Origin of the sequence: Nocardia alni, assembly GCF_019038435.1 — a bacterium.
In the GTDB taxonomy this organism is placed as follows: domain Bacteria; phylum Actinomycetota; class Actinomycetes; order Mycobacteriales; family Mycobacteriaceae; genus Nocardia; species Nocardia alni.
In genome coordinates, this window is sequence record NZ_JAGPOX010000094.1 from 1 (window position 1) to 16,206 (window position 16,206).

At 66.1% G+C, this 16,206-nt stretch carries 16 protein-coding genes and 1 riboswitch; of the genes, 3 read left to right on the forward strand and 13 right to left on the reverse strand.

What is annotated here, in order from left to right:
• Positions 1–207: 207 nt before the first annotated feature.
• The 6 genes from JZ791_RS29210 to JZ791_RS29235 all read right to left on the reverse strand — a co-directional run bounded on the left by JZ791_RS29210 (position 208) and on the right by JZ791_RS29235 (position 7,129).
• A complete protein-coding gene (locus JZ791_RS29210) occupies positions 208–1,428 on the reverse strand; it encodes a WXG100-like domain-containing protein (protein ID WP_216898584.1) in 1,221 nt (406 codons plus the stop codon).
• Between the two features lie 57 nt (positions 1,429–1,485).
• On the reverse strand, positions 1,486–2,820 hold the full coding sequence (locus JZ791_RS29215) for a WXG100 family type VII secretion target (RefSeq protein ID WP_216898586.1): 1,335 nt from the start codon (positions 2,818–2,820) through the stop codon (positions 1,486–1,488).
• 7 nt (positions 2,821–2,827) lie between these two features.
• Entirely contained in the window at positions 2,828–3,538 is a 711-nt protein-coding gene (locus JZ791_RS29220) for a YbaB/EbfC family nucleoid-associated protein (RefSeq protein ID WP_216898588.1), read from the reverse strand.
• A 282-nt stretch (positions 3,539–3,820) separates the two neighbouring features.
• Positions 3,821–4,849 (reverse strand): inner membrane protein YhjD, encoded by a 1,029-nt coding sequence (gene yhjD, locus JZ791_RS29225; RefSeq protein WP_254206483.1) that lies wholly within the window; start codon positions 4,847–4,849, stop codon positions 3,821–3,823.
• 139 nt (positions 4,850–4,988) lie between these two features.
• Positions 4,989–6,014 carry a tryptophan--tRNA ligase gene (gene trpS, locus JZ791_RS29230; protein WP_216898590.1) on the reverse strand — a complete coding sequence of 342 codons (1,026 nt, stop codon included), beginning with the start codon at positions 6,012–6,014 and terminating at the stop codon, positions 4,989–4,991.
• Between the two features lie 182 nt (positions 6,015–6,196).
• Positions 6,197–7,129 (reverse strand): oxygenase MpaB family protein, encoded by a 933-nt coding sequence (locus JZ791_RS29235; RefSeq protein WP_216898592.1) that lies wholly within the window; start codon positions 7,127–7,129, stop codon positions 6,197–6,199.
• A 111-nt stretch (positions 7,130–7,240) separates the two neighbouring features.
• Here JZ791_RS29235 and JZ791_RS29240 point away from each other — a divergent pair, with 111 nt between their 5' ends.
• The gene (locus JZ791_RS29240; RefSeq protein WP_216898594.1) at positions 7,241–7,927 is read left to right on the forward strand and encodes a TetR/AcrR family transcriptional regulator; all 687 of its coding nucleotides are present in this window, start codon (positions 7,241–7,243) and stop codon (positions 7,925–7,927) included.
• Positions 7,928–7,942: 15 nt separating this feature from the next.
• Here the strand turns inward: JZ791_RS29240 and JZ791_RS29245 are convergent, their stop codons facing one another.
• From JZ791_RS29245 to JZ791_RS29255, 3 genes are all read right to left on the reverse strand, one after another.
• Positions 7,943–8,434 (reverse strand): barstar family protein, encoded by a 492-nt coding sequence (locus tag JZ791_RS29245; RefSeq protein ID WP_216898596.1) that lies wholly within the window; start codon positions 8,432–8,434, stop codon positions 7,943–7,945.
• A gap of 75 nt (positions 8,435–8,509) precedes the next feature.
• Entirely contained in the window at positions 8,510–8,950 is a 441-nt protein-coding gene (locus tag JZ791_RS29250; RefSeq protein WP_216898598.1) for a guanyl-specific ribonuclease, read from the reverse strand.
• Positions 8,947–9,735 carry an exodeoxyribonuclease III gene (locus JZ791_RS29255; protein WP_216898600.1) on the reverse strand — a complete coding sequence of 263 codons (789 nt, stop codon included), beginning with the start codon at positions 9,733–9,735 and terminating at the stop codon, positions 8,947–8,949. Before JZ791_RS29255 ends, JZ791_RS29250 begins: the two co-directional genes overlap by 4 nt.
• A gap of 64 nt (positions 9,736–9,799) precedes the next feature.
• Here JZ791_RS29255 and ephH point away from each other — a divergent pair, with 64 nt between their 5' ends.
• Together ephH and JZ791_RS29265 are read left to right on the forward strand one after the other, a co-directional pair.
• Positions 9,800–10,645 (forward strand): epoxide hydrolase EphH, encoded by an 846-nt coding sequence (gene ephH / locus JZ791_RS29260; RefSeq protein WP_254206484.1) that lies wholly within the window; start codon positions 9,800–9,802, stop codon positions 10,643–10,645.
• A gap of 137 nt (positions 10,646–10,782) precedes the next feature.
• On the forward strand, positions 10,783–11,601 hold the full coding sequence (locus JZ791_RS29265) for a hypothetical protein (RefSeq protein WP_216898602.1): 819 nt from the start codon (positions 10,783–10,785) through the stop codon (positions 11,599–11,601).
• Positions 11,602–11,608: 7 nt separating this feature from the next.
• Here JZ791_RS29265 and JZ791_RS29270 read toward each other — a convergent pair whose 3' ends face one another.
• From JZ791_RS29270 to JZ791_RS29285, 4 genes are all read right to left on the reverse strand, one after another.
• Positions 11,609–12,367 carry a hypothetical protein gene (locus JZ791_RS29270; RefSeq protein ID WP_216898604.1) on the reverse strand — a complete coding sequence of 253 codons (759 nt, stop codon included), beginning with the start codon at positions 12,365–12,367 and terminating at the stop codon, positions 11,609–11,611.
• A gap of 146 nt (positions 12,368–12,513) precedes the next feature.
• Positions 12,514–13,017 (reverse strand): hypothetical protein, encoded by a 504-nt coding sequence (locus JZ791_RS29275; protein WP_216898606.1) that lies wholly within the window; start codon positions 13,015–13,017, stop codon positions 12,514–12,516.
• 23 nt (positions 13,018–13,040) lie between these two features.
• The gene (locus JZ791_RS29280; RefSeq protein ID WP_216898643.1) at positions 13,041–14,255 is read right to left on the reverse strand and encodes an MFS transporter; all 1,215 of its coding nucleotides are present in this window, start codon (positions 14,253–14,255) and stop codon (positions 13,041–13,043) included.
• Between the two features lie 299 nt (positions 14,256–14,554).
• On the reverse strand, positions 14,555–15,772 hold the full coding sequence (locus JZ791_RS29285; RefSeq protein WP_216898608.1) for an NADP-dependent isocitrate dehydrogenase: 1,218 nt from the start codon (positions 15,770–15,772) through the stop codon (positions 14,555–14,557).
• 290 nt (positions 15,773–16,062) lie between these two features.
• Positions 16,063–16,174, forward strand: a riboswitch (SAM riboswitch).
• The last annotated feature ends 32 nt before the right edge of the window (positions 16,175–16,206 follow it).

The window sequence follows — 16,206 nt, forward strand, 5'->3', positions numbered from 1 at the left end:
GCCACGACACCCTGCGCGCGAGCCTGATCGTCGGCGGCATCGTCGTCGTCCTGGCACTGGTCGTCGCCGCCTGGTTCATCGCCGGCCGAGCCCGCCGCCGCTGACCCAGCCGATCCGGCCCGCCGCCACGGCCGGATTCACGCAGCCGAATGCCACGGCCGCCCAATGGATCCGGCACGCCGTGGCATTCGGCCGATCAGCCTGTTCCTACGGAAGGTTCAGGCTGGACTTTCTGGACGGGGCATCATCGAGAGCCGGGACGCGCTCCGGGGTGACAACGCCGTCCTGACCGCCGTGATGCATGCCTCCGGTACCCATATCCGTCGGGTAGACGACGCCATCCTGATTACCGTGGTGCATGCCACCGGTACCGACATCCGTCGGGTACTCGGGGGGCCCGCTACTCACATTTTCCGGTGGAAGACTGCCGCCCCCGGACGAGTCCCCACCACCCGACGGGTAACCGCCGGTATCCGAACCGCCCGAATCACCACCGCCGTACGAGCTGGTCTGCGTCGAATCGCCTCCGCTGTCACCGGACGGACCGCCGTCGGTCGACTGGGCGCTGCCGATCGTGGCGCCACCATCGGAGGAACTGCTCTGATTCGAGCCGCCGCCGAAGACGCTGCTCAGCAGCTGCCCACCGTCGTTCTTGGCGCGATCCTTGTCGTCCTGCGGAGTGTCGGTGGTGACGCCGTCGGCGGCATTGCTGCTCAGACTGTCGACATCGCTGCTGAGGTCGTTGTCCTCGGGCTTGACGCCCAGACCGCTCAGGGCGGTGTTCGCCGCTGTGCTCACGCCATCCTGAACCGCCTGGTGCTCACCGGCATGCAACACGGACGACATGTTGATGCCCTGGCGCTGGCCGAGCGCGGTCTCGGCGGTCTCCCACGCGAGCTCCTTGCCGGAACCCTCGAGGAAGCCCTTACCCGCGGAGATGGCGGTCTCCTTGACGATCTTCTCCAGCAGTTCCTTCAACGCCGCCTTGAGCGCCACCTTGGCCGCGGCCTCCGCGGCAACGGCCTCGGCCTCACTCGCGCCGAGGGTTTCGGGCGCAGCGGCGGTGTCGACCGCGATCTGCACGGCGAGCGCCACCAGCTGCGCGATGATGTACAGCTTGACCGCCAGCACCAGCATCGCCATTATCCGGCAGGCGAAAGCGATTGCCTTGCACAGGGTTATGAGGTCCCCGAGGCCGTCGTAGATGTCCTGCCAGTACTTCTGGATGGCGTCGTGCACCTTGCCGCTGATCTTGCCCAGCACCGCTTTCGTGACCTGATCGCCCTCATCGCGAATCTGCCCGAGGGTGGTCGCGATGTTGTCCCAGTCTGTGGCGACATGCTTCAGTGCCGTCTCGTCGCATTCGGGCCACTTGCACGCGACGAGACTGGCTACCGGCTTCAGTGGCCCCGGCAGTTCGATACCCATGACTTAGTTCCTCATCCCCCCGCCGGACTGCGGGTCTGTGCTCGCTCTACCCATGGATCACTTTCTCCGGCGTCCATGTGGGCGTTGGATACCACCGTTGCGCGGCTTGTGCTCCTCCTCCTGCGGCTTGTGCTGGTCGTGCTGGGACCCGTCGGTACCCGAATGCTCAGTGGTCGGCTTTCTGAGCCCATACCCGCGATTGACCACGCGCGGCCGGTTGTGTTCTTGCTGCTCACCCGGATGCGTACCGCCGGCACTCGGGCGGGGGCCCGCCGTACCGCTGCCGGTGCCACTCCCGCTCGGGCGAGGGCCACTCTCCTGCGGATGCGTACCGCTACTCGTAGGGTGAGTGCCACTTTCGCTCGGGTGGTGTGTGGTGCCACTGGCGCTCGGGTGGTGCGTGGTGCCACTGGCGCTGGGCGAGTGCGGACCACTCGCGCCCTGGGGATGGGTGCCGGGCCCGGTACTGCTACCCGCTGGATGCCCCCCTCCGGAACCGGAGTGGCCATCACCGGAATGACCTGAGCCGCTGGCGCCTTCGCCCGAATGACCACTCGCGCTGCCGCCGGAATGACCACTCGCACCGTCACCGGAATGACCGTCGCCGGAATGACCACTCCCGCCATCACCGGAATGACCGTCTCCACCGTCACCGGAATGGCCGCTACCACTGTCACCGGGATGGCTGTCACCGCCGTCTCCGGAGCCTCCGCCACCACCGCCCGAATCCTGTCCGCCAGTCGGGCCGCTGCTGCCGCCGTAATCGGAAGGGCTCGTATCGCTACCGCTACCGCCGTCAAGGGAGGCCGTGCCGCTCTCGCCACCGTCCCCGCTCCCCGAGTCGCTACCGCTGCTGCCGCCGTAGTCGGCAGGGCTGGTCGCGCCGCTGCCGCCGCCATCGTCGCTACCACTGCCGCCCGGCCCACTGGCCATGTTGTTGAGGGGCCCACTGCTGCCATTGCTTCCAGAGCCACTGCCATCGTGGTCCAAGTTCCCACCATCGCTGCCCGATCCGCCGCTGTCACCGCCGCCGGAGTCGGTACCGCCACCACCGCTCTGGCTGCCACCCCCCAATGCCGACTCGACCTTGTCGATCGCCGACTTGAACTCCTCGTCGATCTGCTCGAACGCCTGGGCCACGGTATTCGACTTGCTCGTGAGTTCCTCGAAGAGCTTCGAGGCCTTCTCGATACCCTCGAAGGCCTCCTTCACCTTCGGCAGATAGTTCTTGGCGAACGCCGAGCCGAATTCGTCGCCGCCCCACTTGCCGTGTACGGCCTCGATATCGGTCTTCAGCTGCTTGAACTCCGACAGCAAATCCTTGCCGAGCTGTTCGAATTTCGGTGCGTGCGCCTTGAATTCGTCCAGCTCGATTTCGAAATCGTTACTCACGAACCGACTACCAGCCCTTCCAATGCGGACCCTCTTCGTCCTGTTCCCAGGCCGGTGCGTAGTCCGGCTTCGGCTCGGATTTCGACGGCGGCTGGTAGGCGGGCGCCGCGGCGGGCTGCTGACCGTAGCCGGGCTGCGGCTGGCCGTACGAGGGCTGCGGCTGTTGCGGCTGCCCGTACGAGGGTTGTTGTTGCCCGTACGAAGGCTGCTGTCCGTACTGCGGAGCAGGTTGAGCGTAGGAGGGCTGCGGCGCGGGCTGCGGCTCCTGCCCGACCCTCGACTCCGGCTCGGGACCATCCGGCACCGGCGGCAGAATACTTTCGAGAGTCGTTGGGAAGGCGGCGATTTGGCCGTCGAGCGGATTTTCCACCGTGATGTTCGAGGCGGCCCGCAACGGCGCCATCACACCGTCGATCTCCTGCTTCGCATTACGCGCCGCGGCCTGAGAGGCCTCGGTGATCGACTTGCCGAGCTTCTGTGGCGTGGAGCGTTTGAACGCCTGCGGATCGACCCAGACCTCCACGGGTACCCCGGCCGCGCTGCACGTGACTCGCACCAGATTGTCCGCCGACCAGCCCTGGGCGGTCGCCGCCGCCAGCGTTTCCCGGGCGCTGGCGATATTTTCCATCTGCTGCTGATAGTTATCGAGCATCACATCGACCTCGGACTGCAGCGCTTCGGTACGTGCCTGCAGCTGGTCGAAACCGGCTGAATCCACAAGCTCCCCTAGATCAAACTTCTACGTCTCAATGATCAGACGCCCAGAGTCCATCGTAGGTTCCATCGGATCGCAAACCCATAGCCGTCGATCACCACTGCTCCGGACGCACGACCCCGCGGAACGCACATCCCGGCGCAGTCGGCCTCGCCCCGGTCAGGATTGGAGAAACCGCACGACAGCAACGGTTTCGAGCGATTCCGGAAACGACGATCACACCTGATCACCGGGGCGGCGAACGTGCGATACGGAATCTCGCACAGTGTCCGCGATCACAGTCCGCTAGTGCCTACGCACCCGGATACGCGCGAGGACGACGGCAACGACGGCCCCCGCACCGAACCACGCCGCGCCCGCGACCGCCGGCATCCCCGTCGTCATCCGGGGCTCGATGACCGCGGGCGGTGGTGCGGGCAGCTCGGCCTCGATCATGTTCTCCCGGGCCGTGGCCGCCCATGCCGTGGCGAACAGGATGATGCGCGCGGTGATGTAGGCGAAGACCATCAGGCCCAGGATCGGGCCGAAGGTGACGCCGGCGGGGCTGGTCAGCACCTTCTTCAGGTAGTACGAGGCGACCTGCTTCCAGATCTCGAACGCGATCGCGGCCATCAGGGCCGCCTTGCTCGCGCTGGTCACCGTCACCGGCACCCGTGGCAGGCGGGCAATGATCCAGACGAACACCGCCCACGACGCGATCACGGCCAACACTAGCGAGACCACCGTGAGCAGGACGTTCACCCCGGGCGCGCGCTCGAGATGTGCCAGCCCCAGCAGGCTGCGCCCCAGCTCGCTGGAGGACAGGGCCGACAGGCCGACGGAAATCACACCCGCTATTCCCAGGCCGATCAGCGATATCAGATCGGAGAACTTGGTGCGAAACCAATTGCCCTGCGGCGCTTGCTGTTCCCACTGCTCGGTGAGCGCGGCGCGCAGGTTGGCCATCCAGCCGAGCCCCGCGTACGCGGCGCCGATCAGACCGATCACACCGACGCTGGTCCGCGATCGGACGGCATCTTGGATCAGGCTGGTCAGCTGCCCGCCGAACGAACCCGGCACATTCTTGATGACCTCGTTCTCCAACTGGGTCAGCAGATGCGGATTGCGCGAGAGCACGAATCCGGCCACCGCGAACGCGACCATCAGCACCGGAAACATCGCCAGCACGGTGAAGTACGTGATGCCCGCGGCATAGTAGTCACCACGCTGGCGCTGGTAGCTGCCACCGGCGCGCACCAGATGGTCCAGCCAGGGCCGCGCCCCGACCTGACGACCGATCCAGGTCCTGATCCTGCCGAAGATCTTCCCGAACAAACCAGTCCTCCTGGAACGACCGGACCCCGCATATCTGTCCGTGCGCCGGTCACATCACCCGATACAGGGGCAATGCCCGATTGGATCTTCTTCATGCGTCCGCCCGGTGACGATTTGGCTACCGAGGGAAATCCGCGGATCAGCGAGGCAGGAAACCCACCCGGTCGTAAACCTGCGTGAGGGTGTTGCCCGCGATCTCCCGCGCGCGCTCGGAGCCGGCGGCCAGGATGCGGTCGAGTTCGCCCTGGTCGTCCAGGTACTCCTGCACCTTCGCCTGGAGCGGGGTCACGAATTCCACCAGCGCGTCGGCCACATCGCCCTTGAGGTCGCCGTACCCCTTGCCCGCGTAGTCCTGCTCGAGGGTCACGATCGGGGTCTCGGTGAGCGAGGACAGGATCACCAGCAGATTACTGACCCCGGCCTTGTTCTCCGGGTCGTAGCGAATCTCGCGCTCGGTGTCGGTGACCGCGGAGCGAATCTTCTTGGCCGACACCTTCGGATCGTCCAGCAGGTTGAGCAGCCCCGCATCGGTAGCCGCCGACTTGCTCATCTTCGAGGTCGGATCCTGTAGGTCGTAGATCTTGGCGGTACCGGTGACGATATGCGCCTCGGGCACGACGAACGTCTTCTTGTACCGGGTGTTGAACCGCTGGGCCAGGTTTCGGGTCAGCTCCAGATGCTGCCGCTGATCCTCCCCGACCGGCACGAGGTGCGCGCGGTAGAGCAGGATGTCGGCGGCCATCAGGACCGGATAGGTGAACAGTCCGACGGTGGCGTTGTCCGCCCCCTGCCGGGCCGACTTGTCCTTGAACTGGGTCATCCGGCTGGCCTCGCCGAAGCCGGTGATGCAGTTGAGCACCCAGGTCAGCTCGGCGTGTTCGGGCACCTGACTCTGCACGAACAGCGTCGAACGCTTCGGGTCGATGCCCAGCGCCAACAGCTGCGCCGCGGCCCGCTTGGTGCGATTGCGCAAGACCTTCGGATCCTGCGGAACGGTGATCGCGTGCAGGTCGGGGATGAAGTACAGTGCGTCGAACTCGTCCTGGAGCTTCACCCAATATTGCAGTGCGCCAAGGTAATTGCCGAGGTGAAAGGATTCACTGGTCGGCTGGATCCCGGACAGGACGCGCTGCTTGCGCTCTGCGGATGGTGCAGGACTCGACATACCCAGATCTTCGCATGGTGCCGCATCGGATGTTCCCGGGTGTGCCCGAACGGCGAATCCGGCATCAGGGCTGGGCCACAATCCGGCCGAACGCTACATTTTGCGCGGCCGACAGTCCGGTTTCCGACGTTTCGAGCCACAAAATGTAGCCAGAGGCCGGTTCCTCGCGCGGTGCGACCGGCTTACCCGGCGTGACGCTGAACGTAGTTGAGGGGTTCGACGCCGGGCATGCTGGGACGGCCCGCGGCGACCAGGTCGCGTTCACGGCGAGTCAGCAGGCGGTAGACCGGGGCGCTGGGCCCGGCCAGGGTGCCGCGCAGGACGCGTGGCGCCAGCGGCGGGGTGATGTGCGCGGTGCGGACCGTGCGGGCCAGGGCGCGAAAGGCCCGCTCCTGCGTGCGTCCCCAGTGCATTCCGTACATCGCCCGGATACGCGGAGGCAGACTGCCCCGCACCAGCAGGTGCACCCCGCCGACGACCCGGTTCAGCGGCATCGGCAGCGGATTGGGCACCCGCTGCCCGGCCAGATAGCCCCCGACCAGGCGCGCCTCGCCGGTGAGGTGCAGCTCGTCCGAGGCCAGGTAGTCGTCGAAGTAGCGACGGAACCGTGTATAGCTTTCGGGTGCGGCCTCGCGTGGCATGCCGAACAACTCACCCCAGCGCACATAGTCCCGATAGAGGTCCTCGCGTTCGGCCGTGGTGAGCCTGCGGACCAGAAGATCGTGCATGACCTCGACGGAGTCGAAGGTGAAGGCCATGGTCATGAACATCAGATGCGGGTCGTGCGCGGCGTAGGCGGTGCCCGCGGGGTGACGCTCCCCCGCGTCCTCGGGCAGCTCACCCTGCACCGTGGCGTGCTTCTTGTGGGTGTACGCCCGTGCCCGGTCGGCCTCGGCCTTACTGCCCAGCGCCACCGCCTCGAACAGCCGTCCGGTGATCGCCAGTCGCGTATAGGGCGTGGTGCGGTGTTCGGTGTGCTCGGCGGTGCCGACGTACAGCAGCGGGTCGACCGCGCCGACCACCAGCGCCCGCTGACCGTAGGTGAGTCCGACCGCGCGCTTGCGCATGACGCGGCGAATCATCGAGTCATCGGGGAAATAACCGGGGTCGGACATCGCCAACCTCCTCATCGAACGCATCCGGTGTATCTGGCAACAGCATCCCCCAGATTCGATAATCTGGCAATGCCTCACCCCAGAATTTGGCCCCCATGCCAGAATCGACCCATGGCGGCGCAACGGACCTATGGCGGAGTCTCCGCGGACCAGCGCCGCGCCCAGCGCCGGGCCGCGCTGCTCGACGCCGCCCTGGAGATCATCGGCACCGAGGGGCTGGACCGGCTGACCGTCGCCGGGCTGTGCGGCCGCGCCGGACTCAACGAGCGCTACTACTACGAGAACTTCGACGGCCGCGACGCCGTGCTGACCGCACTGTTCGACGGCATCGCCGAGGAACTGGCCACGGCCGTCCTGGCCGCCTCGCAGCACGCGCCCGCCGATACCTACGGCAGGGCACACGCGGCGATCACGGCCGGGATCGGCGTGCTCACCGACGATCCGCGCAAGGCGCAGATCGCGCTGATCATCAGCGCCGCGACCCCCGACCTGCGGGCGCGCACGATGCGCACAATCCGCGGGTTCGCCGGTCTGGTCGCGGCCGAGGGCATGGATTTCTACGCCTTGGCCGGGCAGGCCCCCGATCCCGCGATCGGCTTCCGCGCCACCTACCTGGTCGGCGGGCTGGTGCAGGCCCTCGGCAGCTGGCTGCACGGAGATCTGCCGATGACCCGCGAGGAGCTCATCGACCACACCACGGACGTATTCGTTCTGCTCGGCGAGGATCTGGCGCGACGCCTGCGCGAGGCGTCGAGCACCGACCCGGACTCCGGATCGAGCGATATCGGCCCGACGTAGCGACCCATCGATTCGTCAGAGGGTGAGTGCGACAGCATCCGATCCGGGCCAGTCACCTTGCATGATCACGCGGAACAATACGCCGCGGGCCGACCAGTTCCGCGCGCAGTCGTCGATCGCACTGGTGAACCACTCTCGCTCGCCGGGCTGATCCGCCAGCAGCTCGGACGAATCACGAACCAGTGCAACGTATCCGAGTGCCGGACCGACGAATTCGTCCAGATCCCGCAGGCATTCGTCGAAGGCGTCCTTGTTCTCGCCGAAGTAGTACGGGAACTGGAAGGCCGCGGCGAACTCGTCGAAAACGCCCGCGACGGTACGCATTTTCGATCCGCGCAGCTCGCGCACCATGTAGTCGGCCGAAACCCGGAACCGCACGCTGCTGAACGCCGCGGCGTCGGCCGGCAAGGTGCCCAGCGCGGGCACGGTGTCCGTCGACGCGCCGGGGGCGGCGTCCCGGCCGGTCACGGCGGCCAGGAACCGCGTCAGGGGCATCGTCCTACTCATCAGCGAATCCCCTCTCGACAACCACGGCAGTGTCGTTCGATCCGAACACACTGTCGCACAACGAGTCGCTCCTCATCAGCGCATCCTGGTGAACGTCTGGTAATGGTCTCCCGTGTAATACGCCGAGCCGTCGCTGCCGGTGATGATGCGCTGGGCGTCGCGCGTATGGCCCGGCTGCTTCGGATTGACGTCCCACTCCCGGTAGGTGATCGACTTACCGGAGGAGGCGGTTCTGGGCAGTGAGCCGCCGCGGTTCATCCACTGGTCGCCGCCCTTGGTGCCGGGCGCGTCGGCCGAACCGGGCCAGCGACCGGCATCGATCTCGGTCAGTGTCTGATACGCACGCGCGGGCACACCCGGGGCATGCTTACCCGAGGAAGTCCCCGCCTGCACCGTGGCCGCCGTCGAGGACGAATGCGTCGCATGACCGTGCGACACCAACAGCCCGACCACGAGCACGACCACCAGCGCACCCAGCCCGAGCAGACCCTGCACACGCTTACCGGACAGGTTCATCGGTACTGCACCGTCACCGGGGCATGGTCGGACCAGCGCAGATGATAATCCGCCGCGCGCTCCACGACCGCCTGCTTGGCCCGCCCGGCGATATCCCCACGCGCCAAGTGGTAATCGATCCGCCAGCCCGCGTCGTTGTCGAAGGCGCGGCCGCGATAGGACCACCAGCTGTACGGGCCGGGCACGCCCGGATGCAGGGTGCGCACCACATCGACGTATCCGGCGGCGAGCATCTCGTCGATCCAGGCGCGCTCGCCGGGCAGGAAGCCCGAGTTCTTGACGTTGCCCTTCCAGTTCTTGATATCCAGCTCGGTATGCGCGACATTCCAGTCGCCGCAGATCACGAAGTCGCGCGTCTGTGCCTTCAGATGTGCGCCCAACTGGCCAAGGAACCGGTACTTTTCATCCTGCATCGGCGTGTCGGCCTCGCCGGTGTGCACGTACACGCTGGCCACCGTCAGCTCGTCGAATTCGGCCTCGATGTAGCGGCCCAGCCCGTCGAATTCCTCGCTGCCGAATCCGACGCGCACCGAACGAGATTCACGGCGGGACAGGATCGCGACCCCGGCGCGCCCCTTCGCGCCCGGCTCGGCAAGCGCCAGATGCCAGCCCGCCTCCAGTACGGGCGCCAGCGCCGCGCGGGTCTGTTCGTCGGTGGCGCGCGTTTCCTGCAGGCAGATGACGTCGGCCTCGGTGCCCGCGAGCCACTCGAGCATTCCCTTGCCCGTCTTGCCGGTCGCCGCGCGGATGCCGTTCACGTTGATCGTACTGATGATTTGGGCCACGCCAGAACCGTACAATGCTGGTCAGACACACTTCCCTGCGGACACCGTCGTCCAGGAAGGGGTGATGACGATGATGTCAGGCACCGCCCCGCTCGCGCCGATGAAAGCCCTGCACACGGGCTCCGGCGATCCCCTTCTGCTCTTACACGGATTCATGCTCTCCCCGCACTGCTGGGAACAGGTGGCGCAACGCTTGTCGGGTACCTGCGAGGTGTTCGCCCCGGCCTTCCGCGGGCACTGGGGCGGCCCGGATCTGGACGGCTGGTATCTCGACGTGGCCACGCTGGCCGACCAGATCGAGGATCAGCTCGACGAATTGGGCTGGCGCACCTGTCATATCGCGGGCAACTCGCTGGGCGGCTGGGTGGGATTCGAGCTCGCGCGACGCGGCCGGGCCCGCACCCTGACCGCGATCGCCCCCGCGGGCGGCTGGTCGAATCCGTCGCTGTGGCAGATCCTGGTCGGCTTGAAGTTCCTGGCGATGGTTCCGGTCGTCGAGGTCGGCAAGCGGATCGGCGACGTCGGCCTGAGCGCTCCCGCAAGGCAATTCGCGGCACTGTTGTTGAGCAAGGACACCGGTGCGGTGCCCCGGCGCGCGCTGGAGGGTGTCATCACCGCGGCCCTGAACTGTCCCGCCATACTGCCCATGCTGGCCGGCGGACTGCGCATGCCGCCACCGGAGGACCTGTCGACGCTGCACACCCCGGTCCGGCTGCTGATGTGCGAACACGACCGGATGATCCCGAATCAGCCCTATGCCGAACGGTTCCTGCGCGAACTGCCCGAATCCGCCGACCGCATCCTCGTGCACGGGGTCGGACACGTCCCGATGCTCGAAGCACCGGACCGCGTCGCCACCCTCATCATCGAACACATGTACGCGAACCGCGCGCGCCTGCGCGTGGTGTAGGCCCTATCCGAGCAGCCCCTCGGCCACGTGCGGCCTCGATATTCCCAGCGGTGGTGATCTGTTTACTTAAAATTAAGATGATCTAAACGCTGTCCCGCAGTATTGATGATGCCGATTCGCGTATGGAGGCTGCTCCGATGGCAGTGCCGACACCATGGCAAACAAAGCGCGCTCTCCCGCAATCGGTTCCACGGCTCCTGCCCCTCGGGCGGCTGCGGGCGACCTGGCCGTATGCCATTGCGGCGGTGGGCAGCGTCGCGGTGTTCTTCATGCTGTTCCAGACCTGGATGGTGACTCCGAACTGGAGCGGTTTCAACGCCGTGGACGCATTCGGCACCACGCACACCACGACCACCCACATCAACCTCTGGTCGCAGGAGCAACCTCCCGGCACCAGCGTCACCGGCATCTGGGGGATTCTCACCACAATCTCGGTCTTCGTCACGGTGTTCGCCGCGATCCAGGCGATCTATCGCGGCACTCGAACTCCCGGACTCGTCACCACGGGTGCGGCGACCGCGGTCGCATTGTTCGTCATCATCGACCTGTTCTATATCCGCAGCAAGCAGATCCCGGTGCAGATCACGACCGGCATGGGCAACGATCTGGGTGCGCAGATGGGACTGGTGATCATGGCTATGCGAGGCTCGGGCGCCTACCCCTGGCCGGGAGTGAAGTACGTACTCGATGCCGCCCATATGACATCGTGGGCATTCAGCACCGCCGCAGTCGCATTCGGGACGGCCGGCGTGGCGGCGACCCGGACGTGGTACGGGGGCCTGCACGGGGTAGCCCTTGCCGTCGGACGGGGTTGGACGCACCGGCAGGCCCGGTCGATCGGCCAATGGTTGTCCGACGAACGATCGCGAGTCTCCGCACCGCGAACCGCGTCACCCACCTCCGCGGCGGAACCGATCGAGCCTGCGGAAGATCGTGATTGGGGTGCGGCGGGCTGACTGGCGCTCAGCCCGCCGCACCCCAATCGCGGGTGTCCGCGGGCTCGATCGATTTCGAATCGGAGACAGCCGGCCCGGCTTGCGATGTGGCGGCGCCCCTGTGGCGGCCGCCGTACCACGTCCGGGTCGCCGTCACAGCGGCCGCTGTGAGAGCGAACGCGGTGGTGACGTATGCCCACGATGTCAAACGGGCGGCGGCAAGCGCATACGGCACTCCCGGCCAGGGGTAGGTACTCGTGCCTCGAAGAGCGCTCAGCGCCAGGCCCAATTGCGCGGCCAGATCGTTGCTCATTTTCATCGACGCCTGCGCCTCGAACATTTTGCTGCGGATATAGAACAGGTCGATGATGACGAACAACGCGACCGCGACCGCCGCGGCGGTGGTGACGAGGCCGAGGATTCTGGTCCCGCGATAAATCGCTTGAATCGCGGCAAACACGGTGACGAAGACCGCGATTGTGGTGAGAATCCCCCAGACGCCGCTGACACTGACACCAGGAGGTTGCTGTTGCGACCAGAGATTCAGGTGAGTGGTCATGGTGTGCGTGGTGCCGAATGCGTCGACGGAATTGGAGCCACTTCGATCCGGGGCTACCATCCAGGTCTTGAACAGTAGGAAGAACACCGCGACGCTGACCACCGCCGCAACGGCATACGGCCAGCCTGCTCGCAGGCGCCCGGCAAGCAGTAGCCGCGGGGCCGATTGCGGGAGCGGAACTGGTTGCGGGAGAGCACGCTTAGCCTGCCATGGTGTTGGTGCTGCCATCAGGGCGGTCTCCAAATGCGGGTCGAAAGTATCGCTACAGCCTGAACGTACAAGTCAACCCGATCCGATCACGCAGCAGTAAACTCGTATTGCGAAAAAGACGATAATTCTCGATTTGTTCGTATTTCGTCGAACAGGCGTAACCATCAGTTCAATTGATGCTCGCCGCCAGCAGTAGCTGCCCGATTGCCGCGAACACCGGCCGTCAGTCCGCTGCGAGGTCCAGGCCCGGGAGCTGAGAGCCGGTGGCGGCGCGCAACTGCACGACCGCACGACGCCAACGGCGTTGCGCGCGTCCGGGATCGGGAGAGATGAAGCCGGCCATCAGGATTCCGCGCAGGACATCCAATGGCGGTGTAAACGAAGCCTCGAACTTCCCTGCGCCGCAATTCATCCGGTACGAATTGCGCGATCGATGTCAGGACCGCGTTATTGACCAGCGGTTCGACCTTCTCCATCTCCGCCGCGAGCAGCGGATCGGTGCGACCAGCCACCCAGAGCTCCATCGCGGCGACGAACAACGGCCCCTGATGCAACGCCCACAGCGAGTCGAGCAGGGCGCCGATCGGATCATCGCCGGTGGCCCCCTGCCGAGTTCCCGCATGGCCGCCTCGGTACGCCGCTGGGCCAGAATGGCTGATCGCGGCCACCTGGCCATTCCGCGACTTCTACGTCACTGCGCGAGGGCTGTTTCGCCGCGGTTTCTACGGTTCAGCCACACCGTCACCATGAACAGCAGCACGCCCGCGAGCGCCAGACCCGCGCCGACCATGGCCGGGGCGGTGTAGCCCAGCCCCGCCGCGATCACACATCCGCCCAGCCACGCCCCGGCCGCGTTGGCGATGTTCAACGCCGCGTGATTGAGCGCGGCGGCGAGGGTCTGCGCATCGTGCGCCACGTCCATCAGCCGGGTCTGCAATCCCGGCGTCAGTGCCGCGCCGGACGCGCCGACCAGAAAGGCGCCCACCGCCGCGGTGAACGGATTGTGGGCCGCGGCAACGAATCCGGCGAGGATGACCATGATCGCGATCAGCGACACGAATACCGACAGGTCCACACCACGGTCGGCGAGGACGCCGCCGAGGATGTTTCCGACGATCATGCCCACGCCGAACAGCGCCAGCACCAGCGGCACCAGATTCAGCGACAGTCCGGCCACCGAGGTGAGCGTGGTGGTGACGTAGGTGTAGACCGCGAACATGCCGCCGAAGCCGACCGCACCCACCAGCAGGGTCAGCAGCACCTGGGAACGGCGCAGCGCACCGAGTTCGGTGCGCGGATCGGTGATCCGCACCCCGGACAGTTCGGGCACGAAGCGCGCGATGGCGACGACCGTCAACAGACCGATCGCCGCTACCACGAGATAGGCGTCCCGCCAGCCCAGGGCCTGGCCCAGCCAGGTGGCAGCGGGAACGCCGACGACATTGGCGGCGCTCAATCCCAGCATAACCGCGGCAATCGCCTTCGCACGCTGCCTTGCCGGGGCCAGGCTGGCCGCCGCGAGCGATGCGACGCCGAAGTACGCGCCGTGCGGAAGTCCGGAGACGAACCGCGCGAGCACGAACGTGCCGAAGGTGGGCGCGACCACCGCGCCGAGATTGCCCAGTGTGAACGCGGCCATCAGCACGATCAGCAGCCGCTTGCGCGGCACCCGCGCGCACAGCGCGGCGATCACCGGCGCGCCGACCACGACGCCGAGCGCATACGCCGACACCCCGTAGCCCGCGGTGGGCTCGGAGACGTGCATGGCGTGCGCGATATTCGGCAGCAAACCCATGGTGACGAACTCGGTCGTGCCGATGCCGAACCCGCCCAGCGCCATCGCCAGCAACGCGGGGACATGCCACCCGCGGTCCGACGACGGGCGAGCCGTCGTCGTCCGATCCATCGGCTGCTGATCCGTCGTGCGGACTGCGGCGGACCCGGGTGTCATCGGCGCCTCCTGGGCATAGGGGTATCGCTCGGGAATCGCGGCGGGTCGCGCGCGCGACGACTCGAGTAAGGAGTTGTGGCTGAACACGATCAAGCGCAACATGCCGGGCAACGGCCCCGATACCCCGGCGAACCGTGATCTCACTCACCGCCCGCAGGTTCGAGAAGATCGACCAGAGGTTCGGGACGCAAAAAGATGGGCACCCGCGTCCACCGTATGCGGTGGGGCGGGTGCCCAACAGACAAATACGCCGCTCAGCGCACCTCGTGCGCCAGGTTGGCGTCCAGCACGCCGAGGAACTCCTCGGTGGTCAGGTAGCCCTGATCGCCGCCGACCAGCGACGCCAGGTCCTTGGTCATCTGGCCCTGCTCGACGGTCTTGATGACGACGTCCTCGAGGGTCTGCGCGAAGCCGATCACCTCGGGGGTGTTGTCCAGCCGACCGCGATGGGCCAGGCCACGGGTCCACGCGAAGATCGAGGCGATCGGATTGGTGGAGGTGGGCTTGCCCTGCTGATGCTGGCGGTAGTGCCGGGTGACGGTGCCGTGCGCGGCCTCGGCCTCACAGATCTTGCCGTCCGGGGTCATCAGCACCGAGGTCATCAGGCCCAGCGAGCCGAAGCCCTGTGCGACGGTGTCGGACTGCACGTCACCGTCGTAGTTCTTACACGCCCAGACGTAGCCGCCCTCCCACTTCAGCGAGGAGGCGACCATGTCGTCGATGAGCCGATGCTCGTAGGTCAGGCCCGCGGCGTCGAACTGCGGCTTGAACTCGGTCTCGTACACCTCCTGGAAGGTGTCCTTGAACATGCCGTCATAGGCCTTCAGGATGGTGTTCTTCGTCGACAGATACACCGGATAGTTCTGCTGCAGACCGTAGTTGAGCGAGGCCCGCGCGAAGTCCTCGATGGACTTCTTGAAGTTGTACATGCCCATGATGACGCCGCCGTCCTCGGGCATCTTCACGACCTCGTGGACGATCGGCTCACTGCCGTCCTCCGGGGTGAAGGTGAGCGTGACGGTACCCGCCTGATGCACCTTGAAGTCGGTGGCGCGGTACTGATCGCCGAAGGCGTGACGGCCGATGATGATCGGCTTGGTCCAGCCCGGCACCAAGCGCGGGACGTTGGAGATGATGATCGGGGCGCGGAAGATCGTGCCGCCGAGGATGTTGCGAATGGTGCCGTTGGGCGACCGGTACATCTTCTTGAGGCCGAATTCCTCGACGCGCGCCTCGTCGGGGGTGATGGTGGCGCATTTGACGCCGACGCCGTGTTCCTTGATGGCGTTGGCGGCGTCGATGGTCACCTGGTCGTCGGTCTTGTCCCGGTATTCGATACCGAGGTCGTAGTACTCGAGGTTCACATCGAGGTACGGATGAATCAGCTTGTCCTTGATGAACTGCCAGATGATCCGGGTCATCTCGTCGCCGTCGAGTTCGACGACGGTGCCTTCAACCTTGATCTTGGACATGGATCTTCGTGTCCTCCTAGGAAAGGTGCTCCCATTACTCGGCCAGGTGAACACGCTTGTGAGCGGACCCAGCTGTTCAACAGACCAACGTATACGTCCCGTACTGGTCACGAGACCCGAGGTGTCAAACAAGACAAGCGTACTGCTTTGCCGAATCACACCCCCAACGGACCTCCCGTTGAGTGATATCCAGATCACATTCCCACAGTCCACGCTGTCACCGATCACAACCCCCCTCCTTACGACCCGGCATTCCGCCCACAGCCGCCCGCCCGCTACCATGGCTGGGAGGTCATGAGTGCCAGCGTCAAGCCCCGGCTCGCTGGTCGGCAACCCTCCTGTTGCGGTGGGGTGCTCCGGGTGATTGACCGGGCTCTCGAAGGCCGAGAGCAAGCGCGACCATCTGGAGAATGACATGAGTGACTCGACCGCGC